The organism is Streptomyces sp. NPDC104371, from assembly GCF_055583785.1.
In genome coordinates this window covers 293015-315109 of the sequence record NZ_JBVJNF010000008.1, presented here as the reverse complement: position 1 = coordinate 315109, position 22095 = coordinate 293015, and the positions used below count along the sequence as shown (strand labels likewise).

The 22095-nt window shown below is 70.0% G+C and carries 17 protein-coding genes and 1 pseudogene; 8 read left to right on the top strand and 10 right to left on the bottom strand.

Annotated features, from left to right (window positions below):
• Positions 1-4 precede the first annotated feature (4 nt).
• The gene (locus ACZ60T_RS25050) at positions 5-1552 is read right to left on the bottom strand and encodes an FMN-binding glutamate synthase family protein (protein ID WP_469667934.1); all 1548 of its coding nucleotides are present in this window, start codon (positions 1550-1552) and stop codon (positions 5-7) included.
• Positions 1553-1905: 353 nt separating this feature from the next.
• On the opposite strand from ACZ60T_RS25050, the gene ACZ60T_RS25045 reads away from it, so the two are divergent.
• Positions 1906-2883, top strand: a complete 978-nt coding sequence (locus tag ACZ60T_RS25045; RefSeq protein ID WP_469667933.1) for an RNA ligase family protein — start codon at positions 1906-1908, stop codon at positions 2881-2883.
• 136 nt (positions 2884-3019) lie between these two features.
• On the opposite strand, the gene ACZ60T_RS25040 is transcribed toward ACZ60T_RS25045, so the two are convergent.
• The gene (locus ACZ60T_RS25040) at positions 3020-3418 is read right to left on the bottom strand and encodes a VOC family protein (RefSeq protein WP_469667931.1); all 399 of its coding nucleotides are present in this window, start codon (positions 3416-3418) and stop codon (positions 3020-3022) included.
• Between the two features lie 93 nt (positions 3419-3511).
• Here ACZ60T_RS25040 and ACZ60T_RS25035 point away from each other — a divergent pair, with 93 nt between their 5' ends.
• The 3 genes and pseudogenes from ACZ60T_RS25035 to ACZ60T_RS25025 all read left to right on the top strand — a co-directional run.
• On the top strand, positions 3512-4501 hold the full coding sequence (locus tag ACZ60T_RS25035; protein ID WP_469667930.1) for a helix-turn-helix transcriptional regulator: 990 nt from the start codon (positions 3512-3514) through the stop codon (positions 4499-4501).
• A 193-nt stretch (positions 4502-4694) separates the two neighbouring features.
• Complete coding sequence (locus ACZ60T_RS25030; protein WP_469667929.1) at positions 4695-5570, top strand: hypothetical protein; 876 nt, start codon at positions 4695-4697, stop codon at positions 5568-5570.
• Positions 5571-5600: 30 nt separating this feature from the next.
• A pseudogene (locus tag ACZ60T_RS25025) lies at positions 5601-6278 on the top strand (transposase); the annotation flags it as partial.
• 549 nt (positions 6279-6827) lie between these two features.
• On the opposite strand, the gene ACZ60T_RS25020 reads toward ACZ60T_RS25025, so the two are convergent.
• On the bottom strand, positions 6828-7592 hold the full coding sequence (locus ACZ60T_RS25020; protein ID WP_469667961.1) for a response regulator: 765 nt from the start codon (positions 7590-7592) through the stop codon (positions 6828-6830).
• Between the two features lie 44 nt (positions 7593-7636).
• A complete protein-coding gene (locus tag ACZ60T_RS25015) occupies positions 7637-8518 on the bottom strand; it encodes a sensor histidine kinase (RefSeq protein WP_469667928.1) in 882 nt (293 codons plus the stop codon).
• A 129-nt stretch (positions 8519-8647) separates the two neighbouring features.
• Between ACZ60T_RS25015 and ACZ60T_RS25010 the strand changes: the two genes are divergently transcribed.
• Entirely contained in the window at positions 8648-9391 is a 744-nt protein-coding gene (locus ACZ60T_RS25010; RefSeq protein ID WP_469667927.1) for an ABC transporter ATP-binding protein, read from the top strand.
• Positions 9388-11733: an ABC transporter permease gene (locus ACZ60T_RS25005; protein ID WP_469667926.1), complete on the top strand. Its 2346-nt coding sequence runs from the start codon at positions 9388-9390 to the stop codon at positions 11731-11733. The genes ACZ60T_RS25010 and ACZ60T_RS25005 overlap by 4 nt, the downstream gene beginning before the upstream one ends.
• A 177-nt stretch (positions 11734-11910) precedes the next feature.
• Here the strand turns inward: ACZ60T_RS25005 and ACZ60T_RS25000 are convergent, their stop codons facing one another.
• The 6 genes from ACZ60T_RS25000 to ACZ60T_RS24975 form a co-directional block, all read right to left on the bottom strand.
• A complete protein-coding gene (locus ACZ60T_RS25000; RefSeq protein WP_469667925.1) occupies positions 11911-12321 on the bottom strand; it encodes a hypothetical protein in 411 nt (136 codons plus the stop codon).
• Positions 12318-14456, bottom strand: coding sequence for an integrase (locus ACZ60T_RS24995; protein ID WP_469667924.1), 2139 nt, complete (start codon positions 14454-14456; stop codon positions 12318-12320). Before ACZ60T_RS24995 ends, ACZ60T_RS25000 begins: the two co-directional genes overlap by 4 nt.
• 61 nt (positions 14457-14517) lie before the next feature.
• Positions 14518-16197, bottom strand: coding sequence for a hypothetical protein (locus ACZ60T_RS24990; RefSeq protein WP_469667923.1), 1680 nt, complete (start codon positions 16195-16197; stop codon positions 14518-14520).
• Positions 16194-17603 (bottom strand): site-specific integrase, encoded by a 1410-nt coding sequence (locus ACZ60T_RS24985; protein ID WP_469667922.1) that lies wholly within the window; start codon positions 17601-17603, stop codon positions 16194-16196. The genes ACZ60T_RS24990 and ACZ60T_RS24985 overlap by 4 nt, the downstream gene beginning before the upstream one ends.
• A gap of 407 nt (positions 17604-18010) precedes the next feature.
• Complete coding sequence (locus ACZ60T_RS24980) at positions 18011-18691, bottom strand: response regulator transcription factor (RefSeq protein ID WP_365625789.1); 681 nt, start codon at positions 18689-18691, stop codon at positions 18011-18013.
• Positions 18692-18705: 14 nt separating this feature from the next.
• A complete protein-coding gene (locus tag ACZ60T_RS24975) occupies positions 18706-19968 on the bottom strand; it encodes a sensor histidine kinase (RefSeq protein ID WP_469667921.1) in 1263 nt (420 codons plus the stop codon).
• A 219-nt stretch (positions 19969-20187) separates the two neighbouring features.
• Between ACZ60T_RS24975 and ACZ60T_RS24970 the strand changes: the two genes are divergently transcribed.
• On the top strand, positions 20188-21081 hold the full coding sequence (locus ACZ60T_RS24970) for a lysostaphin resistance A-like protein (RefSeq protein WP_469667920.1): 894 nt from the start codon (positions 20188-20190) through the stop codon (positions 21079-21081).
• Positions 21082-21276: 195 nt separating this feature from the next.
• On the top strand, positions 21277-22095 hold the full coding sequence (locus tag ACZ60T_RS24965) for an ABC transporter ATP-binding protein (RefSeq protein ID WP_469667919.1): 819 nt from the start codon (positions 21277-21279) through the stop codon (positions 22093-22095).

Here is a 22095-nt window from a genome sequence, read left to right as displayed (position 1 = left end):
CGCGTCAGACGGTCGGCTTCTGTACGGAGGCCGGGTCGGCGGCGAGCAGCGCGGTGATCTCTTCGGCGAGGCGCGGGCCGAGCCGGCCCCAGCCGTCCTTGTAGCCGTAGACGCCGGCCAGGGTGCGTGCTTCGTAGTCGCCGTTCATGATTTCGATGTCGTCGGCGGTGATGAGTGCCGGGTGGGCGACACCGACGGCCGCCGAGACCTTCAGCAGCTCCTTGCGCAGGGTGCGCAGGTAGACAGCGGCCCGGGTGGCCTTCGAGGCCGGGTCGAGGCCGCGGGCCAGCCACGCGTTCTGGGTGGCGATGCCCGTGGGGCACGTGTCGGTGTGGCACTTCTGCGACTGGATGCAGCCGATCGACAGCATCGCCTCACGGGCCACGTTGATCATGTCGGCGCCCAGCGCGAAGGCGACCGCGGCGTTCTCGGGCAGGCCCAGCTTGCCGGAGGCGATGAAGGTCAGGTCGTCGGTCAGCCCCAGCTCGGCGAAGGTGCCGTAGACCCGGGAGAAGCCCATCCGGAAGGGCAGCGACACCGAGTCGCTGAAGATCAGCGGTGCCGCCCCGGTGCCGCCCTCACCGCCGTCGACGGTCACGAAGTCGACACCGCGGTCACCGCGTGCCATCAGCGTGGCCAGCTCCTGCCAGAAGCTCATCTCCCCCACCGCGCTCTTGATCCCGACCGGCAGACCGGTCTCGGTGGCGAGCAGTTCGACGAAGTCGAGCATCGAGTCGACGTCGCTGAACGCGGTGTGCCGTGACGGGGAGGCGCAGTCCTCACCGACCGGGATGCCGCGGATCTCGGCGATCTCCGGGGTCACCTTCGCGCCCGGCAGCATCCCGCCCAGGCCGGGCTTGGCGCCCTGCGAGAGCTTGATCTCTATTGCCTTGACCGGGGCGCCGGCGACCACGTCCTTGAGCTTGTCGAGGTTGAAGGTGCCGTCCTCGTTGCGGCAGCCGAAGTACGACGTACCGATCTGGAGAATGAGGTCACCACCGTTGCGGTGGTACGGCGAGAGGCCGCCCTCGCCCGTGTTGTGCATCGTGCCGGCCAGCGCCGCGCCCTTGTTGAGCGCCGTGATCGCCGCGCCGGAGAGCGATCCGAAGCTCATCGCCGAGATGTTCACCACACTCGCCGGACGGAAGGCCTTGGCGCGCCCGCGCGGCCCGCCCAGCACCTTCGCCGAGGGCAGTGGGGCCTGCGGGTCGTGCACGTCAGGCAGGGCGCCGGTGGCGAACGTGCGCTGCTTCAGGTAGGCGTGCCCCTGCATGTGCTCGACGTCGTTGTCGGTGCCGAAGCCGAAGTAGTTGTTCTCCCCCTTCGCCGACGCGTAGATCCAGGTTCGCTGGTCACGGCTGAACGGACGTTCCTCGTCGTTGGAGGTCACGATGTACTGCCGCAGCTCCGGGCCGACCATCTCCAGCAGGTACCGAGCGTGCCCGATCACCGGGAAGTTCCGGAGCAATGCGTGCTTCTTCTGGACAAGGTCACGGGCGGCCACCAGCGCCAATGCTGTTGCGGTGGCCGTGGCGATGCTCCGGGCGCGCATGAACGGTCCTCTCCTCGATGCTCGACTCCATCGCCAGGCGGTGGACGTCGTCGTGTCGTGTCGGGCGTTGGATGTTGGACGGCGGACATGACCGCGGGTGTCATCGTCCGTCGGAGAACGCGCAATGATATTAGAGGCCCGCGGGGAGGGGTGGCGGGGCAGGGCGGTCGGCCCCGCGGCGGACCGGGCATGGGTGGACGCGCACGACATCGACGCGTTCCTGACCACCATGCCGGGAATCCTGGTTGCCCGGGGTGCGATGCGGAGTGATGATCCCTCTCATGTTGGATGCTGCGTCTACGGGTTCCGGGCTGCGGCCGTATCCCAAGGTCTCCGCGAGAGGGGGGCTTGGTGTGTCCGGGGTCCGGGAGTGGGTCGCGGTGGAGAAGGTGCACGGTGCGCACTTCGCGGTGGTGTGTGACGGCACGGAGGTGCGTCCGGCGAAGCGGCGTGAGCTGTTGGACGACGACGCGCTGGACGGCTTCTTCGGCGTGAGCAGGATCTGGCCGGTGCTGTCGGTGGCGGCGGCCCGTTTCGCCTCCGCGCTGCGCGGTGCGTGGGGTGACGCCGCGGTGGTGACGATCTACGGTGAGTTGGCCGGTGGGCGTTACCCGCACCCGGATGTTCCCGCTGTTGCCGGGGCCGAGCCGGTGCAGACGGGCGTCTGGTACGTGCCGGGCCTGCACTGGCTTCCGTTCGACGCGTCGGTCGAGAAGGCCGAGGGACGCCGCTGGATCTCCGACCGTGCTCTGCGCGAAGCCGCGGCGACCGCAGGGCTCATCTGCCCTCCCGCGCTCGGGTACGGCGCGCTGAACAAGCTCCAGGAGCTGCCTTGCGCTTTCCCCACCAGGGTTCCGGCACTCTTCGGGCTGCCCGAACTGGTGGACAATCTCGCCGAAGGCTACGTCCTCAAACCGGCCGGTGAGTGGCTGGAGGCGGATTCCGCGGACACAGGCACGCGCCCGGTGGCCAAGGTGAAGCAGAGGGCTTTCGCGGAGGACGAGCGGTTCGACGGCGCACGTCCCTACTTACCACCGCCGCAGGGAGCCGCCGGAGTTCCCTCCTGGCTCCTGGCCCATGCCTCGGCACTCCTCACGCCCGCTCGCGCCGCCGCCGTAGTCAGCAAGCTGGGCCCCCGCGCTCCGGTGGATGCCGTGGCCGAGGAGATCACCCGGGATGTTTCGGAAGACCTCGCCGAAGCGCTGGGAGGCCTGGAGGATGCGCTCTTGCGCTCTCTCGAGCAGGCGCTTCTCCAGGGAGCACGGTCCCTGGCGCAGTTCGACGCCGAGGACCGCCTTCCCTCCAGGAGAGGCAAGGAAGGTACGCGGTGACGACAGCGGGCAGTCGCCTCGGGGAATGACGCAGCGAGCACACCGTGTCCGGTCTGCCGCCGCAGCGCCTCCACCACCGGGAGCCCCGGGTTCTCGGGGCTCCCGTGCGCGCGGCTGTACGTGGCTGTGCGTGGCGTCAGCGTGCGAACTTCTCGATGGCCGCCGGGGTGACGGGGGTGAAGAAGTTGACGAGGTTGCCGTCAGGGTCGCGGAACAGCAGCGACCGGTTGCCCCAGGGCATCGTGGTGGGCCCGTTGACGAAGTCGGTGACGAAGCCGGTCAGGTTCTGGTGGACGCGGTCCACGTCGTCGACGAGGAACTCGGTGATCACGCTGTGGTTGTCCGCCGGGCGGGCAGAGCCCGGGGCGAACAGCGGGACGGTGCGGGTGCCCGCGATCGCGAGGGTGGCGCCCGCGGTCTTGAGTTCGGCGAAGTCCTCGGTGGCCCACGTCGCCCGCGCCCCCGTGGCTCGCTCGTAGAAGTCGACGAGGCGCGCCACGTCGCTGGTGATGATGCGGATCGAGACGAAGTCCATGGGAATCTCCTTGGCCGTGCTGAAGGCGTGCACGTCGCAGACTAGGAGGAATAGTGGACAGAATCGGTCCTGTATTCGCGTTAGGCTGCGGACATGCCTCGACCCACCGGCCGCGTGCTGACACTCCTGGAACTGCTGCAGTCGGGCGGCACCCGGACCGTGGCGGAACTCGCCGACCGGCTCGGCGTCGAAGGGCGCACCGTGCGGCGGTATGTGGACCATCTGATCGACCTGGACGTGCCCGTCGAGTCGGTGCGTGGCCGCTACGGCGGGTACCGGCTGGCTCCCGGGTACCGCTTGCCTCCGCTCATGCTCAGCGACGACGAGGCGCTGGCCGTGCTCCTCGGCCTGGTCGCCGGCCGCCGAGCGGGGCTGACGACGACGGAGCGCACGGCGAGCGAGACGGCATCGGCGAAGATCCGGCGGGTGTTGCCCCAGCACCTCGCCCGTCGGCTCGACGCACTCCTGGAAGCTCTCGCCTTCACGGATCAGCCCGGCGAGTTCGACGCCCCGGACGCCGGGGTCCTGCTCCCGATCGCCGACGCGGTGCGCCACCGCCGACCGGTCTCGATCCGCTACACCGACCGTGCCGGACGGCGCAGCGACCGCACCCTGCACGCGTACGGGATCGTCGCCCATGCGGGCCGGTGGTACGTCACGGGCGAGGACGCCCAGGTCGGTGAGGACCGGACCTTCCGGCTCGATCGCATCGCGGACGCGCGGACCCTGCCCGGCTCGTTCGAAGCGCCCGAGGGTCCCGCTCCGGCACAGCGCGTGTTGTCAGGATTCGCCACGGCCGAGTACCGGCATGAGGTGACGCTACGGATCCACGGGACAGTCGAGCAGATCCGCGCCCACCTCCCGGCCAGCGTCGCGAGCCTGGAGGAGCACGGGTCCGCGGCCGAGGAGGACCGGGCGACCGAGCGATGGCTGCGCGTCGAGCTGCGGGCCGAGCGGCTCGACTGGTTGCCTCCGGTACTCGCCGCACTCGACCGGCCGTTCGTCATCGAGCGCCCCGATGAACTCCGCGACCTCGTCATCGCCCTCGCCGATCGCCTCACGTCCTGTGCCCGCCGAGCCTGACAGCGAGGAGCCCATGTCAGCAACGGACGCACGGTGTTGTAGCGCAGGGCCTCCTCCACTGTCGCCCGCAGCACAGCGGCGGCGCAAGCGTGGCAGCGCGAACTCCTCGTCCACAGCGAAGACATGGGCGCGTCGGTTGTCGGAGGCGGGGGCTGAGATCGGCGGCGTACGACCATCAGCAGCAGGAGACCTCATGCCGTCAGGGCACACACCGCAGGACATCGCACTCGCCCGGTCGACCGGGCCGCGACCGCTGGCGCCGATCCCCTTCGAAGTCGAGGCGGTCTTCCCGGAGTTGACGGGTACGGCCCGCGAGGTCACACTCCTCTACCCCCGGGCCGGGCAGCCGGGCCCGGGTGACAGCTCCATCGGCGGACCACTGCTGTGGCCGACTGACGAGCCCTGGCCGATGTGCGCCGAACCGGACCACTACAAGCCGCTCAGCGCGCCCGTCGGGCCCGAGCCGGTCGCGATGGTCCCCGTCGTCCAGCTCTACGCGCGGGATGTGCCCGGCCTCGAATTTCCCGCCGGTACCGACCTGTTGCAGATCCTGTGGTGCCCGCTCGTTCATATGGACGATCAGTACGCGGCCAACCCCCGGCTCCACTGGCGCAGTTCGGACCTGGCGGCCGCCGACGCCGCTGCCGAACAACCGCCCCGCCCGCACACCGCGGAGGAGGACTTCCTGCCCCGCCCGTGCACCGTGTCCCCCACACCGGCCGTGGAATACCCCAACGGGGACCTGCCGGAGGGACTCGGCGAACTGCTCGACGAACGGTTCGAGGCTCTGAAGGAAGAACGGGGCTACGACTACTTCGAGGTGGCCACCACGCGGCAGAGCAAGGTCGGTGGCTACCCGGGGTGGACCCAGCCGCCCGACTGGCCCGACTGCGCGGGCTGCGGCACCCGCATGGAACACCTGCTCAGCGTCACCGCCACAGAACCAGGCATGGGCCGCTGGCTCCCTCTGGACGACCGGGACCCACGCCAGGACGAGGCCGCAGTCCCGTCCTGGCAGGCCGAGGCGGACCCCGCCGTCCTCGACTTCCTTGGCAAGTCGGCGTGTTGAAAGCGCCACCGTCGCCTGCTGGCTGCGATGACTGGTGTGGTCTGGCGACCCGCCTGGCAGGGGGTGGGCGTGGTGCCCAGTACGCAGAAGGTCGGCAACGTCAGCGTGATCCGCGACCAGCTGCGGCGCCGCATCCGGCGAAGCATGGGGACGTCCCCGCACCTGGTGGCCGTGGTGATCGACTCGCAGTCCGTCAAGGTCGCCGCCACCGTCCCGCGCTCCACGTCCGGGTATGACGCGGGGAAGAAGATCCCGGGCAGGAAGCGACATATTGTCGTGGACACCAAGGGCCTGCTGCTGTTCGTGATGGTCACCCCGGCCGACGTGCACGACAGTGTCGCGGCCCGCGAAGTCCTCTTCCGCCTGCGGCTGATGCACCCCGAAATCACCATCGTCTGGGCCGACCTGGCCTACGCTGGCACGCTCGTCGACTGGGCCAAGTCCTTTCTCCATCTGACGATCAAGACGGTGAGCAGGCCCAAGGACGCGAAGGGATTCGTAGTCCTGCCGAGGCGTTGGGTAGTGGAGGGGTCGCTGGCGTGGTTGTTGCACACACGTCGGAACGTTCGGGACTACGAGACACGGCCCGAGCACTCCGAAGCGATGCTCACCCTTGCCGCGATCATGCTTATGACTCGTCGCCGCACCCGGCAGGCAGTCCATCCCAACGCCTCGCTTCCCCGCCCGCAGGCTGCCCTGCAGGCCGCATGACGGACAGGACAACTCACCAGCCCGCAGATGGCGTTCCACCCGCATCGGATTGGAGTCGTCGTTCAGCACGAGGCTGCCGCAGTCGCAGCGCCGGGACATGTAGAGGTCGAGGGCCCCCATCCAGCAACTCGCCCTCGAAAACGACGCCTTGCGCCAAGGCGCCACCCTCGTTGCCCTGCCCATCTGCAGTCGAATCCCCACGCCACCACAGCCCTGACCTGGGCCCACTCGCTCCGATCACCGCGCGAGGGCGGCCAACACCACATTGAAGTGACGGTGTGGCCCGGACTCCTCCGATCGAGTCGATGTTCGCCGAGACACGGTGAGTGGTGCCCCCGGGTGAGGAACTGCCAGGGGAATAGATCACGCGGCAGACTGCGGATGGGCTTCGCGTCATCCGCTTCGCACGTTTCGGGCTCGTCATGGTCCGGTGCCGCCAGGGCGCGGACCTGGCCGGCGTTCCTTCTCGACTCTGTTGTTCTTGGAGCAGATCAGGTGCGAGAAGAGGACTGGCGGGCGTCGATGCTGCGTGCTGGGGAAGGGGTGTCATTCGGCGGTGGGACTGCTGGGGGTGACCAGGCCCGTCTCGTAAGCGAGGACGACGGCCTGGGCGCGGTCACGGAGGGCGAGCTTGGCGAAGATTCTGGCCACGTGGGTCTTCACGGTGGCTTCGCTGAGGGTAAGGGCTTCGGCGAGTTCGGTGTTCGACAGGCCCCGGCCCATCAGGGCCAGCACCTCACGTTCACGAGGGGTCAGCGCGGCCAGGTCGCGGTGGATCGAGGCAGTTCGGGCCGCGGTCGGCGCAGTGGCGGGGTGGCGCGCTGGGCCAGCCTGGTCGGCCTCGTGGGTGGTCGCGTAGCGCTCGACCAGACGGCGGGTGATCGAGGGGGCGAGCAGCGCGTCGCCCGTGTTCACCAGCCGCACTGCCGCAGCGAGATGGGCGGCGGTGACGTCCTTGAGCAGGAAGCCGCTCGCCCCGGCGGCGAGCGCCGCGTAGACGTAGCGGTCGAGGTCGAACGTGGTAAGCATCAGGACCCGGCAGTGCGGGAGCAGCCGCAGGACGCGCTTGGCGGCTTGCAGCCCGTCCAGGTGGGGCATCCGGATGTCCATCAGGAGGACGTCCGGGTGTAGTCGTTCGGCTTCTGCGATGGCCTGTACGCCGTCTGCGGCCTCGCCGATGACCTCGATGCCGCGCGAGGTAAGGATGAGGCGGAAGCCGGTTCGGATGAGTTCCTCGTCGTCGGCGATGAGGACTCGCGGGGCGACGGATTCCTTGCTCGGGTTCGGTCCTGGCTCCTGGGTGTTCGGGATCCGGTTCGGGGCGTGGGGGATGCGGCGGTCGGCGGCGGGCTGGGTCACGGGCGCTCCAGGGGGATGCGTGCGCGGACACGGTACCCGCCTCCCACGCGGCGTCGGGCGTCGAAGTGGCCTCCGTAGACGGCGACGCGCTCGCGTAGACCGATCAGGCCGTGTCCCGCTCCGTCGTTCCGGCGCTGGTGGCCACCGGATCGGGCTCCCGTGCTCGCGGGGCCGGCGGACAGCACGCTCGGCCCACTGTTGAGCACCTCGACCCGCAGACCGTGGTCCGCATAGCGCACCATCACGGTCGCCGTGCCGCCGTCGCCGTACTTGAGCGCGTTGGTCAGCGCCTCCTGCACGATCCGGTAGGCGGTGACGTCGATGCCGGGCGGCAACGGGCGCGGTTCCCCGGAGATGCGCACCTCGACCGGGAGGCCGGCGAAGGCGATCCGGTCGACCAGGACGCCCAGCTGACTCAGGCTCGGCTGGGGGGCGAGTGCGGAGGGGTCGCCCTCGCCGTCGCGCTCGGTCCGGTCGTCGTCGCCGTCCGGCGACGGTGCCAACAGACCCAGCAGGTGCCGCAGTTCGGTCATCGCATCGCGTCCGGCACCCTCCACGGCCTGCAACGCAGTCTCAGCCGCGTCCGGCAGGGCGGCGAGCACCTCGCGGGCCGCGGTCGCCTGTACGACCATCAGGCTGACCTTGTGGCTGACGATGTCGTGCAACTCCCGGGCGATGCGGGCACGTTCGGCGGACACCGCCGTGCGGGCAGCGGCCTCCCTCTCGCGTTCCAGCAGCCAGCGCCGGTCCTCCAGGACCTTGCGGTAGCGGCGGCGAGCGCGCGCCAGCAGCAGGGCGGTGGCCCCAGTCATCGCCAGGCTCACGGTCGCCAGGGCGATGAGTAGCCAGCCCGTCTCCGATCTCCACACGTCGCCCATCGTGCCAGTCCGCCGAGGAGCGGGCGTCCCTCTCCGGGGCCACCCCGTACATCGCCAGGATGACCGCCGCCGCGGGATACCTCCGGGGGCTGACGCTCGGGGCTGCCCACGCCGCCTACCGTCCCAGCCATGACCACCGAAGACATCAGCGGCACGACTGCGGACGCCGGTCCGGCGGCAGTGCGCAAGCAGAACATCGTCCGGGTGAGCGACCTACGCAAGGAGTACGGCGACACCGTCGCCCTGAACGGGGTGTCGCTGGAGATCGGCGCCGGGGAGGCGGTGGCGGTGATGGGGCCGTCGGGCTGCGGCAAGTCCACGCTGCTCAATATGATCGCCGGCCTTGACCGGCCGAGTGCTGGTTCGGTGCACGTGCACGGCGAGGACCTGGGCGCGATGAACGAGACCGGGCTGGCGCTCTTCCGGCGCCGCCGGATCGGCATGATCTTCCAGTTCTTCAACCTCATCGACGACCTGCCCACGATCGACAACGTCGCCCTGGCCGCACAGCTCACCGGAACGCCCACCCGGCAGGCCCGGCGCCGGGCGCTGGAACTGCTGGACGAACTCGGCATCGCCGACCGCAGGAACGTCTACCCCGCCGCGCTCAGTGGCGGCGAGCGCCAGCGCGCGGCGGTGGCCCGCGCGCTGATGAACCGCCCCGCGCTGCTGCTGGCGGACGAGCCGACCGGCGCGCTGGACAGCCACGCGGGCGAGCAGGTGATGGATCTTCTCATCGACCTCAACGAACTCGGCCAGACCCTGCTGCTGGTGACGCACGACCAGACGCTGGCCACCCGCTGCGCCAGCCGCCTGGTGATGATGGCGGACGGCCGGATCACCAGCGAGCGGACCCTGGAGCGGTCGGCATGAGCGCGGTGTGGAGGGCCTCCCGCGCGGCCGTGCGCCGCCGCAGGCTCCAGACCTCCGTGATCGCCGTGGTGGTCCTCGTTTCCAGTACGGCCCTGGTGGTCGCCCTCGGCCTGCTCGATGTCGCGTCCGGTCCCTTCGACCGGCTCTTCGGCCAGGCGCACGGCGCGCACGTCGTTGCCACGTTCGACGCGGCGAAGGTCTCCGGCGCGGAACTGGAGCGGTCTGCGGAACGTCCGGGTGTACGGGATTCGGCCGGGCCGTTTTCGCAAGCCGTGATCGACATGCCGCAAAGCGCGGCGTCCCAGATGCCCGGAATGGCGCCCGGCCCCCTGACAGTCGTCGGGCGGGCGGACCCCGGTGGCGACGTCGACCGACTGGACCTGTTCGCCGGGCACTGGGCCACCGGCCCGGGCCAGATCGTGCTGGCGTTGCCAGACGCGCCCGGGATGGGCACCGGGCCGCACTCGCCGATCGGAAAGAGGATCCGGCTGCCCGGGCAGCGGCCCCTGACCGTGGTGGGCCTCGCCTCCAGCGTGAGCGGCACCGCGCAGGCATGGGTCTCCCCGCTGCAGATCACGGCCCTGCACCCCACGAGATATCAGATGCTCTACCGGTTCGACCGGGCCGCGACAGTCCGTCAGATCAGTGAGGACACTTCGGCGGTGAGCGCCGGCCTGCCGCCCGGAACGCTGGTCGCCCACCAGTCGTATCTGACGTTGAAGGCGCAGGTCGCGGCCAATCCCAACGCGTACGTGCCGTTCCTCATGGCCTTCGGAATCCTCGGCCTGCTGGTGGCCGTCCTGATCGTGGGCAACGTGGTCAGCGGCGCCGTCGTCTCCGGCTTCCGGCACATCGGTGTCCTCAAGTCCCTGGGCTTCACGCCCAACCAGGTCGTCGCGGTCTACCTGGTGATGGTCTGCGTCCCCGCCACGGCGGGTGCGTGGGTCGGCACGGCCCTGGGCGGGGCGGTCGCACCGCCGCTGCTGCACCAGGTCTTCCAGGGCGCACAACTCGGCACCGCGACCGTGCACCCGACGATTAACTCCTGGGCGTACGCGACCGCCGCACTCGGCATGCCCCTGACGGTACTGCTGGCAGCGCTGATCCCGGCCCAGCGCGCACACCAGCTCTCTGCGGCACGCGCCATCAGCGCGGGCAGCGCACCGCACGGTGGACGGCGACCGGCCGTACAGCGGTGGCTGAGCGGGGTCCGGCTGCCGCGCTCGGTGACCCTCGGCCTGGGCCTGCCCTTCGCCCGACCCGGACGGGCGCTGCTCACCGTCGCCTCGGTCCTGCTCGGCGTGGCCACGGTGACCTTCGCCACCGGTCTGTCGGCCACCATGGTCTCCTACGGCCACGCGGAACAGGACTACGGCAAGGCACAGTCGACCGTCTGGCGAGGACAGCCCAGGTTCGATCAGACCGCCCCGCATCACAACGACGCCGCGACACAGACTCTCCTGCACGGTCTGCCGCATGTCGCGGACGTGGCCGCAGTGGGCTTCATCAACGTACGGATCCTCGGCAGGAGCGAAGGAGTGGCGATCGAGGGCGTGCGCGGGGGACGGTCTACTCCCCCGGACAGCCTGGCGCGGGGCCACTGGATGAGCAGACCCGGCGAAGTGGTGGCCTCCGGCAGATTCCTCGCCAAACAGGGGCTGCGGCTCGGCGACTCCTTCACCCTGACCGCGGCGGACGGCCGCCAGGAGCGCGTGACCCTGGTCGGGGAGATCCTGGCCGGACCGGAGGACTGGATGCGCGCGGACTGGTCGACGGTGACCGCTTTGGCACCGCACGCGCAGGCCAACCAGTACTGGGTGCGCCTCACCCGCGGCGCCGACTTCAACGACTACACGAAGGCAGTACAAGCCGCCGACCCGGGGCTCTACCCGACAAAAAACACCATGCTGAACGCGGACGCCGTGACCGTCATCAGCTCCGCCTCCGTGCTGACCCTGATGCTGACGCTGGTCGCAGCGATGGGCGTGTTCAACACCGTCGTACTCAACGCGCGGGAGCGCCGGCGCGACCTCGGGATGCTCAAGTCGATCGGCATGACGCCACGCCAGGTCACGGTGATGATGGTGGTGTCCATGGCCGGACTCGGGCTGGTCGGCGGGATCCTGGGACTGCCGCTCGGAGTCGCGGCGTACCACGTGGTGATCCCGATCACTGAGCACGCGGCCCAACTCACCTTCCCTGCACGGATGCTGGACGTGTGGCACCCAGGGGTGATGACCTTGCTGGTGCTGTCCGGGGTGGTGATCGCCGCGCTGGGTGCGGTGCTGCCGGCTCGTGCGGCGGCACGGCAGACCATCGCCCGTGTCCTGCACACTGAGTGACGGCCGGTGGTCGTCCCTCCTGTGGCGTCGACGCGTCAGACGAGACCTCCGTTGGCCCCAGCCTCACTGCGTCGAGGCCGTCGTCCGCCTCATGATGGCAGCATGGCTTCACATGTCCCCGACCAACCGCAGAACGGCGCATTTCAGAGCGAAAGTTGAGGTTTCGCCGAAGCCGCGTCAACCCTGCCGATTCGGCCGGAGGGGGATGACGCTGGGCGTCGGCAGCTGCAGCTGCCGACGCAGTGCTTCGTTCTCGGCAGTGAGCTGGCTGAGTGCACGGACCAGCGCGGGGACATCCTCACGCAAGCGGGCAAGTTCCTCGTTCTTATTTGCGATGGTCTCTTTCAGCTTCACGATCGTTGAGCGCAGTCGGGCTTCAGCGTCGGGAACAGCCCCTCGCTCCCTGACGTGGGCGTAGAACTCGTTGCGGAGATCCGGATGCCGCTGGGTGAGAGCGTTGCGGGGGACCTGTGCCTCGATGGCGAGGGCGACGATGGTCAGGGCCCCGTTGGAGTGCTCGGGGGTGCCGGTGAGGATGCGCTGCATGGCCGCGCGAATGCGGTCTCGTTCATCTGGTGCCGGACTCATGAGCGTTGATCCTGACTGGTGATGCGGGTGCGGTCGTGAGTGTTGGCGAAGCCCCGTAGGCGGTCAGCCGCGGTGAGGAGGCGGCGGGCGATCGGATGAGGCTGATGAGACGCCTGACAGGCGAGGCTGTCGGCCCGAGCGCGGAGCTGCTGGGCGTGAAGATCGGTCCGCACCATGTTGCCGCAGCCGGCGATGCAGCGGTCCAGGGCTGGGGCGGTCTGGTCGGTGGTGCGCTCGCACAGCGCCAGGTCGCGTTTGTAGCGGCAGAGCAGCAGGGCGTGCGGGTTGTCGTAGAGGACGGTCCCGTCGCGCGAGAGGTACTTGCGGGCGAAGTCCGCCTTGACTGTGGTGCCCTCGAAGCGGTGTGTAGTGCTCGCCTGGTGGAGTGCCTGCCGGGCGGCGGGGCCGGAGACGCCTTCGCCGCGGCTGTAACGCTCGTGGAGGTCGGCTGCGGTGTGGGCAGTGTGGAGGGCGGTCTCGATGTCGATGAGGTCGTGGATGCCGCGGCGGGAGCGGGTGCCGTAGCCACCGGAGACGTCGGTGTCGAGGGCGGTGCGCAGGTGGCCGTACTGGATGGCGAGGGCGACCAGGCCGCCAGGCTGCCGTGCGATGTGCCAGGCCAGGGACCGCCGGAAACGCACCGGGGTGACCGGCCTGGCCGAATCCGGTGGGATGAGCTCGCTGGTGAGGCCGTGGCGGGCGGCTTCCTGGTTGGCCCAGGTGATGAAGTCGGTGATGCGTTCGCGGATCCCGTCGCCGCCCAGGGCCTTGCCGCGGTGGCGGGTGGCACCGCGGTGGCAGTCGCTGGCGAAGAGCAGCTCGCCGGGAGGCACGATGCGTTCCAGGACGCGGATCGCGGCGATGACGGGAGCGATGGCGACCCAGGGGACCTCCCGCACGACGCCGGAGGACAGGTGGTTGCCGTCCTCGTCGACGGCAGTCTTGAACTGGCGGGTGCGAATCAGATGCCAGGCAACCTTGCTGTCGTCGGCTTCCGGGTCGGGACAGCAGCCCGATCGCATGGCGAGCGCTTCCTCGGGCCGCATGCCGGTCAGGTAGGCGCAGACGATGAACGCGGCGGTTCCCAGGTGGCGAAGGAGCGCCGGGGTTTCGGCGAAGTCGAGATGCGTGCGCCACGGCCTGCCGGCGATGGTTCCGGTCACGGGGACGTCGAGGGGGCAGGGACCAGGCCGCTCGTTCACGGCCTGGCGCAGGCCGTGAACGAGCGAAAGCCGGCTGACCTGGTGAAGGGAGGCGCCGGTGCGGCCGGCCAGGTAGGTGCGGGCCACCTCCAACCTGCTGCCCTTGCGAACGGCGGGGATCGCGGCACCGGAGGTGAGAGCGGGCTGCAGAAGACGGTGAAGGGCGTCACGACCGTGGCGGTCGGCCGGGTTGGCCGCTGCGGCCTTGGTCAGCCGGGCCGTTTCGGCCCAAGCCGCGAGGATGTCCTCGGCGAGGTCGTCAACGAGACGGATCGCCCAGCTGAGGAGGGGCGCGATGGTGGCCGTGGCGAGCGGTTCGGTGGTGTTCTCACCGCGCTCGCTTCTGTCCTCGGGCAGATAGTCGGCGACCAGGTCGGGTTCATCCCACGGCGGGCGGGCCATGCCGACGGGCCGGGCACTGACCTGGTCGAAGGCCCAAAGCCGGCACAGGTCGCGCAGGATGTCCCGGGTCCGCCTGAACGTCGACGCGGTGCCGGTGTCCTTCAGATGGAGGCCGTAGGCGTGCAGGAGGAGCACGTTGCAGTCCGCCAGGGAGGACACGCCGCGCTCGTGCAGCCAGCGGGCCAGGTGCATCCATTGCCGCACGGTGTCCCCGGTCCCGCTGGCGCTTCGGCGGCTGCGCATCCGGATTCCGCGCTCGCGCAGGTAGGTGGCGGGGAGCTCCCCATTGATCATCGTCCAGGCGATCAGCCGCAGTTGCCCGAGGAATGGTGTGGGGCAGTTGCCCCAGTGGATGGAGAATCGGGTGCTGCTGGGGTTGGCGACCAGCAGTGCGAGGGACCAGACCGGGTCCGTGTAGCGGCTGTTGAGGTGGGCGTGCTGGGGCGCCTGAACGCGGTGCGGCAGAACCACGGGGCTGGTGGCCGCAGGGATCGGCAGCTCGGCGTCGAGATGCTGGGGGCTGGCTGTCACGGGTTGAGGGATCCGTTCAGAAGAAGCTCGATGAGGGCGCGGTCGGCGTCCGTGACCTGCGTCAGTGCAGTACGGCGCTGGCCGTCGCCGAGCCGTTGCCAAAGGTCGCGCAGCCGCTCGTGATGCTCGGCCCAGTCCCGGGCCCATACCGGTTGGGGCAAGGCGGTCCGCAGCTGGGAAAGGGCCTGCTCCAGATGGGCGAGCCGGGGGTGGTGACCGGTGTGGACGCGGGCGTTGGGCAGCCCAGGCACATCAGGAAGGACGCGCCGCAACCGCCGTCGTCGGGCCAGGGGCTGGCGTCGGCATCGTGGCAGTCGGCCGTAGCCGTCGGGGCGTCCGCCGGATCGGCTGCCTCAGCCAGCTGGGCAAGCAGCACCGCGGTGCGGGCCTGCTCGAGCGCGGCCTGCGCCCCGGCTGCAATCACCGGCCGGGCCTCGGTTTGGATGTGCTGGTCGGGTAGGACGTAGCGGCGGTCGTGGGTGGCTTGAGAGTGCTGCAGCGGCCTGCCGTGCACGCGCGAGACCACCGTGCGTCGGCCGCGCTGAAACGGTGAGCCGGGTAGCCCGTGCCGTCTGGCCCAGGCTTTGACGTCGTCATGGGCGATGCCGAAGACGAACGGGCCGACCGGCGGGCGGCGGTCTTGGTCACCGTGGACGATGGTGGGCTTCGCCGTGCGCGCGACGATCAGAACATCGGTGTCGGGATCCTGGGCGGCGACCGCCGCGCGGGCGAAATGCGTGGCCGCGAGCGCCTGGGTGATCAGCCGGCCAGCAGAGCCCGACCCGGTATCGGTGACGTTCTCGGTCTCGTACCAGCGTCCCGGCCCGCGGCGGCGCTTCTCGACGGGAAGACGGTAGGTCGGCCTTCCGTCCAGTCCGGGATCGGGGCTAGCCATCGGGACCTTGGCTCGGTCGATCACCGACAGGTTCCACCCGAATTCCGCGAGCAGGAGCACGGCCAGCGACACCGCTTCGGACCTGGAAAGGAACAGCCGCCCCCAGGTCTGTACCGTCGCGATCCCGCCCAGAGCCCGGCGCCACTTCGCCGGGATGTAGCGGCATCCCCGCGGGTCAACGGCCCGCGGAGCGTCTCCCGTGCGCGCTATGAAGTCCAGGGCCTCCCCGAGAGACCACTGGTCCTCGCAGGGGTCGACCGCGCCGTCCCGCCAGCGCTGCAGAAGGCGGCTGTTCTCTTCGATCCGCAGCAGCGCCGCTCGGAAATCCTGCCGGGCGGTACGGACGACGTGATCGAAGGCCGCGGTGTCGTAGGACTGAACGGTGCCTCGCGTGGCGGGCACCCGGCGAGCGAGGAGCTCTGCCACCGGCCCGGTTTGCAGGCGGCCGTCCCCGCGTAGCAGCTTGCTGACGGCGCGGACCTCTTGGCGGCCACCAGCGGAGGCCATCTTCGCCAGCCTCCAGCGGCGCACCAGGCCGGCCGTGACCTCATCGAGGTCGCCCGGGCAGTCCGGCTGCTCGGTCAGGAACGTCGTGAACCGTCCGACTTCTCGCCACAGGGCTCGGGACGTGGCGTGAGCCGACCAACAGCCAGCACGGCACTCACTGGCGAACAGCACTGCCAGGGAACGCTGCAAAGGCTCAGCTACCGACAGAGCGGAGAAGTCGTAGGAGGCGACGCGCCCCTCGTGGTTGCGGTGCTCCACCAGCAGCCCGTCGGGAACAGCAGGATCAGGAAAGACTGCGCCGTCAGGAGGAAGGGCCGCTCTGCGGCCTCGCCTGCTCATGCCCGCTCTCCCGTGGGTGTCAGTGCGGTCTCGGTGTCCTGGATACCTTTTGCCGCCTGTGCGACCTGCATGAACAGGTCGTCCATGTTCGTCGCAGGACTGTCCATGGGGGTCGGTGCCGCAGTCAGCAGCGACTCCAGCCGCAGACGGCGAACCGGCGCGAGGTAGTGCCGGATCGTGGTCTCCCGGGATGCGTGACCGAGGAGACCTTGCACCATGAACCATGGATCGCCATACAGCAGACGAAAGTCGCGCCGCTCCTCGGGACTGAGCCTGTACCGCTGGTCCATCACGTGGTTGAGGACCACGAGCATGAACAGGGCGAAGGAATGGCGCCCGGCGTGCGGCGTCGCGTACGGGGCGTACATCCGGTGAGGATCGCGCGTACGGTCAGGCGGCGTGAGAACCTCCCGGCAACGCCGGTTCGCGATACGGAAGACCCCGTTCCATGAGTGCGGGCAGAAGGGCAGCACCCGCTCGCTCAACCACAGCCACAACGGCTCTGGTCCTTCAGGTCCTTCAGGTCCTTCAGTGAACAGGGTGACGCGCTCCTGCCAGGTCAGCAGGTCGAGTGCCCGCTCCCCCTGGCCATTGGGACCTCGCCAACGGACCCGCGGCCTCAGCCCCTCCGTCACCTCGGTGATCAGCCTCATCGGGAACCGGTCGTACAGACCGCGCTTCTGAGCCTGGCGAACCGCCCACGCCCGAGAAGAAGTTACGTAGTCCTGAATCTGATCGACGATCCGAACCGAGGTGTAAAAGGTTCGCGACCGCTTGCCTCGAGAACTCTCCGAAGCCACCGTGTCGTGGCAGTACCGGCTCCCGGCCAGACGCCGCGTAGGTATCTCGATCGTCAGCAGTGCCGCCGCCTCCTGACGCCGGAGCCCGGAAGAGGTGAGAAGGTCGACGAACGATGTGTTCCTGTCCTCCAGGCGCCCCGCCCACCCGGGTACTGGAATCCCGTCCCGGCCGAACCCGCGTAGACCGACGTCCGGCCACAGTCGCCAGGTTCGCGGAGTCAGCCAGTGCACATTGCTTGGCCGGCTGTCCCTGGCGCGAGCGGCGGGAACGGTGACCGGCTCCCCGCGGTACCCGACGACCTGCCGTGTGGCGATCGGAGAGCTTGTGATCAGCTGTTCCCGCAGGGCCCACCGGTACAGGCCGGTGAACGCGGCCAGCTCGCGATTCCACTTCGACCCGCCGATCCGCTCTGGGTTCTCCGGTGCCCGGGTCCGCCAGTACTCGAAGTCCTCCACATCGCGCTCCACCGCCTCACGCCAGCCTTTCCCCCTCCTCCACAGGAAGGTCAGGAGGAGAGCGATATCCGTGGCGTAGTTGAGCCGGGTTGACGCCGCGTGCGAGCGGAAGGCCCGGGACTGGACGTACCGGGTCAGCAGCGGGTCCACTCGATAATCTGGGGCCAGGAAGATGGCATCGCCAGGACGGGTCCCCGACTCCGCCTCACGTTCTGCCAAGCGCTCGGACCAGGCCCGCAGCTCGTCTGACCCAGATCGCGGCCCGGCCGCCCGCACCCAGAAAACACGCCATGCCCTCACAGATCAGCCCTTCAGAAGCCGCTTCAACACGCGCATTCAATAGGGAATTCATCGTGTTCGGGCACGACATGTGCCTGGGTGACCTCGGCGGCGTGTACTTCTTCATCTGCCGCGTCTGCCCCGGCACCCCGTACACCCACCGCTTCGACTGCTGAGCCCGCCCCAGTCGGCTTGTGCGGCGAGCGATGCGTCCGGGGTGGCGTAGAGAGAGACCCCAGGCCATGACCGCCGTCAGCCGGCGGTACCGGTCGGAGCCGTCAGTTGTTCGTCCCGGGTGCGGCGTGCAGGAGGCCGTTCTCGTAGGCGACCACCACCGCGTGAGTGCGGTTGTTGGCGTGCAGCTTGGCGAGGATGTTGGTGACGTGGGTCTTGACGGTCTCGACGCTGACCGCGAGGCGTCGGGAGACCTGTTGGTTGGAGAGGCCCTCGGCCATGAGGCGGAGGGTGTCCTGCTCCCGTTCGGTGAGCGCGGCGCCCTTGGGCGTGCGGTTCCGGCGGGCGGGGGCGGCGAGGGGTGGGCGACGGGCCGCGAGGTGGCGGAGGGTCTCCGGGAAGATCAGCGCGTCGCCGGTGGCCACCGTACGGATGGTCTCCGCGATCTGCGTCGAGGGGGCGCGCTTGCGGATGAAGCCCGCGGCGCCGGCCAGCAGCGCGTCCCATACGTATTCGTCGTTCTCGAAGGTGGTGATGACGACGACCTTCGGCGGTTCGGGGATCTCGGCGCGCAGCCGCCGGGTCGCCTCGATGCCGTCCAGGCGCGGCATACGGACGTCCATCAGCACCACGTCGGGCCGTAGCCGCCTGGTCAGCGGCACGACGTCGACGCCGTCGGACGCCTCCCCCACCACCTCGATGCCGGGGCGGGCCGACAGCAGGGTGCGCAGTCCCGCGCGCGTCAACTCCTCGTCGTCCACGACGAGTACGGATACGGCTGCCATGCCGTCGGGCGCCGTCATGCCGAGCCCGCCGGGGGCAGCGGCAGGGCGACGGACAGGAGCCACTGCCCGTCCGGTGCCGGTCCGGCCGACAACTCCCCGCCCAGCAGCTCGACTCGCTCGCGGATACCGGTCAGCCCGTGCCCGGTGCGTTCCCTGCCGGACCGCGCGGCGGCGGTGGTGGCCTGTCCGGGCAGTGAGTTGGTCACCTTCAGGCGCAACCGACCCGCGGAGGCGGTCACGTTCAGGCGGACCGCTGAACTGCCGCCGTGCCGCAGCGCGTTGGTGAGAGCCTCCTGGAGGATCCGGTACGCCTCCCGTGAGGTGGTGGCGGGCAGCCGCGTCAGGTCACCCTCCACCTGAGTGGTCAGGTGCGCACCCCCGCGCTCGGCCTGTGCGGTCAGTGTGTCGAGGGCGGCCAGGGTGGGTTGCGGCCGGGTGGGGGGCCGCTCGTCGCGCAGGGCGCCGACGACGTGGTCGAGGTCGTCCATGGCGGAGCGGGACAGGACCTCGATGCTGCTGAGCGCGCGTTTGGCCGCCTCCGGGTCGCGGTCGACCAGTTCAAGGCCCGCGGCGGCCTGGATGGTGGAGGCCGTCAGGGTGTGCCCGATGGAGTCGTGCAGGTCCTGTGCGAGCCGGTTGCGGTGCTCCAGCCGTCGCGTACGTTCCTCCGCGGCGGCGAGCCGTTCCGCCGGGCTGTGGTCCAGGAGCGACGCGGCGAGACGGCGCAGTACGAGGGTGGCGCCCGCCGTCACATAGCCGACCGCCAGGAGGCAGCCCACGCTCAGTACCGGCGTCCACGCGCCCCGCCAGCCGTGCGGCGCGGCGGCGGTGAACCAGCCGAGGGCGATCTCGCCGCCCTCGGACAGCCAGAGCCCGGGGAAGACGAACGCCGCGAACAGGCCGAACCCGGTGGCGCACATCAGCGCGCCGCCGATGAGGGTGTGCGCCAGCAACCATGCCGCCGTACGCAGCCGGTCGCCCCAGGGCGTGCGCGGGCGGTCCACGGGTACGGGGAGCCGGGCGTCCAGCAGCGCGCGGGCCAGCGCCACACTGCCGCGCCGGACCCAACGGGGCAGCGCCATGAGGGCGATCGCCACCATGAACCCCAGCGGGAGAAGGCCCACGACGCCCGACGCCGGTGCCCCGGGGCCCAGTACGGCCGCGGTGGTGACCACCGCGAACGCGAGCGGTGGCAGGCTCACCGCGGCGCCCAGACAGGCGAGGGCCCACCCTCGGCACGAGGACCGGCTCACGGCCGGAGCGATCACGTTGCGCATGGGCGGCACTCTAGACACCGCGCCGTGCGCGCACCTCCCCCAAAAGTGCCGGCGGCGCCTCACCGCAACGAGCCACTCCTCACTCGCTCCGACCAGCGATGTGTTCTCGCGCCCCGGCCGCCACGGTGGTGCCACGCCTCCCGATCATCCAGGACCGCCGCGGCGGACGGCAGTCGGGAGACCGGTCCGTCGCACCACACGCACAGGAGGAACAGCACCATGACGAGCACCACTCGACCCCCCGCCCAGCAGGGCGGTCCGCCCGCCTCCGACGACCGGGCGACGCGACGCAAGGGCACGATCGTCTTCCTCGCGCTGTCCTTCGGCGGTACATGGCTGTGGCTGCTGTTCGCCTCCGCCGTCCTCGGACTCTCCGGACTGCACCCGCTGTTGCAACTCCCGGCGTTCTGCGCGCCGGGGATCGCCGCCTTCGTCGTACGGCGTTGGGTCACCAAGGAGGGCTTCGCCGACGCGGGCCTGCGGCTGCGCCTGCGGGCGGCCTGGCGCTACTACGTGGCCGCGTGGGTCGGCCCTCCCCTGCTCGCGTGGAGCACGCTGGCGCTGGCCGCCGCGCTGGGCGTGTGGCATCCGGACCTCTCCGGGCCCGGAGGGATCCTGCCCGGCGGCGACGAACTGCTGTCCCTGATCGCGATGATGCTGGTCGCGCTGGTGCTCACTCCGCTGTACCTGGGTGAGGAGTTCGGCTGGACCGGCTATCTGCGGTCCCGTCTGTTCGGCGGCGCGCTCGTGCCCTCCAGCATCGCGACGGGGCTGATCTGGGCGGTGTGGCACTTCCCGCTGGCCTTCACGGGGTACGTCGAGTTCTCCGACCTGGCGCTGGGGCTGCTGGTCTGGACGGTCTCCTTCCAGCTCCAGGAGATACTCCTGCTGTGGCTCTACAAGCGCAGCGGCAGCATCTGGGTGGCCGGTCTCGCGCACGCGGGCAACAACATGGTGCTCTTCCTCATCCTGGGAACGTACTTGGGCGACGAGGACGGCGGGGTCGGCACCATCTGGCCCATGGCGCTCCTGGCGGTGCCGATGACCCTGATCTGCCTCTGGCTCGTGGCGCGGCGCGCACTGAACGCCGACGCGGCGGGCGACCGCGTCTGAAGCGCCCCACACGCCACGGACCGGGTCCGTGGCGCATTCAGCCCCTCGTACCGGCCCGTGCTTCGGCCGCGTCCGCGTGCGTGCCGTAGCGTGATCGTCGGCCGTAGCCGTTCAGTTAAGTCCTGGGAATCCGGGGCGAGTTGATGCCTGAGGTCGGCCGTCCCGGAGACAACTTCGATGTGTGAAGGACTGATTGTGAGCGAGTACGCGGGCCCACGGCTCGATTCGGCAGGGGAACGGGGACGCGAGCCGTTCAAGGCGCCGGGGCGGGAGTCGGGCGGAGCCTCGCACGCGGTGCGGCTGAGCGGTGTGAGCAAGACGTACGGTGGCGGCCGGAACAGTGTGGTGGCTCTGGCGGAGGTCAGCGCGGAGTTGGCGTACGGCTCCTTCACGGCCGTGATGGGGCCCTCGGGTTCGGGCAAGAGCACGCTTCTGCACTGCGCTTCGGGTCTGGACCGTCCTGATCGGGGCACGGTCGAGATCGGCGGCCTGGAACTCCACGGGCTCAGCGAGACGGCGTTGACGAAGCTGCGGCGCGAGCGCGTCGGATTCGTCTTCCAGGGTTTCAACCTGCTGCCTGCGCTGACGGCCGAACAGAACATCACGTTGCCGGTGCGCTTGGCAGGACGGCACACGAAGCTGGACCGCTCCTGGCTCGAGGAGTTACTCGCGTACACGGGGTTAGGCGAGCGCCGTCGTCACCGCCCGGGTGAGCTGTCCGGCGGCCAACAGCAGCGCGTGGCCATAGCGCGTGCCCTGATCACCCGCCCCGACGTGGTGTTCGCCGATGAGCCCACAGGCGCCCTGGACACCTCTTCCGGCAAACGGATCCTGCGACTGTTGCGGGGACTGGTCGACGACACCGGGCAGACGGTGCTGATGGTGACACACGACCCGGTGGCCGCCTCGTACGCGGACGCGGTGCTGCTGCTGGCCGACGGGCGTCTCATCGACATCATGCGGCGACCGTCGGCGGAGGCGGTCGCCGAGCGGCTCACCGCCATGGGGGCGTGA

Coding starts and splice junctions, on each gene's coding strand:
- ACZ60T_RS25000 (WP_469667925.1), bottom strand. CDS start 12,321: ATGAGTCCGGCACCAGATGAACGAGACCGCATTCGCGCGGCCATGCAG.
- ACZ60T_RS25030 (WP_469667929.1), top strand. CDS start 4,695: ATGCCGTCAGGGCACACACCGCAGGACATCGCACTCGCCCGGTCGACC.
- ACZ60T_RS25040 (WP_469667931.1), bottom strand. CDS start 3,418: ATGGACTTCGTCTCGATCCGCATCATCACCAGCGACGTGGCGCGCCTC.
- ACZ60T_RS24990 (WP_469667923.1), bottom strand. CDS start 16,197: ATGAGCAGGCGAGGCCGCAGAGCGGCCCTTCCTCCTGACGGCGCAGTC.
- ACZ60T_RS24970 (WP_469667920.1), top strand. CDS start 20,188: ATGACGAGCACCACTCGACCCCCCGCCCAGCAGGGCGGTCCGCCCGCC.
- ACZ60T_RS25015 (WP_469667928.1), bottom strand. CDS start 8,518: ATGGGCGACGTGTGGAGATCGGAGACGGGCTGGCTACTCATCGCCCTG.
- ACZ60T_RS24980 (WP_365625789.1), bottom strand. CDS start 18,691: ATGGCAGCCGTATCCGTACTCGTCGTGGACGACGAGGAGTTGACGCGC.
- ACZ60T_RS25005 (WP_469667926.1), top strand. CDS start 9,388: ATGAGCGCGGTGTGGAGGGCCTCCCGCGCGGCCGTGCGCCGCCGCAGG.
- ACZ60T_RS25035 (WP_469667930.1), top strand. CDS start 3,512: ATGCCTCGACCCACCGGCCGCGTGCTGACACTCCTGGAACTGCTGCAG.
- ACZ60T_RS25010 (WP_469667927.1), top strand. CDS start 8,648: ATGACCACCGAAGACATCAGCGGCACGACTGCGGACGCCGGTCCGGCG.
- ACZ60T_RS24975 (WP_469667921.1), bottom strand. CDS start 19,968: ATGCGCAACGTGATCGCTCCGGCCGTGAGCCGGTCCTCGTGCCGAGGG.
- ACZ60T_RS25050 (WP_469667934.1), bottom strand. CDS start 1,552: ATGCGCGCCCGGAGCATCGCCACGGCCACCGCAACAGCATTGGCGCTG.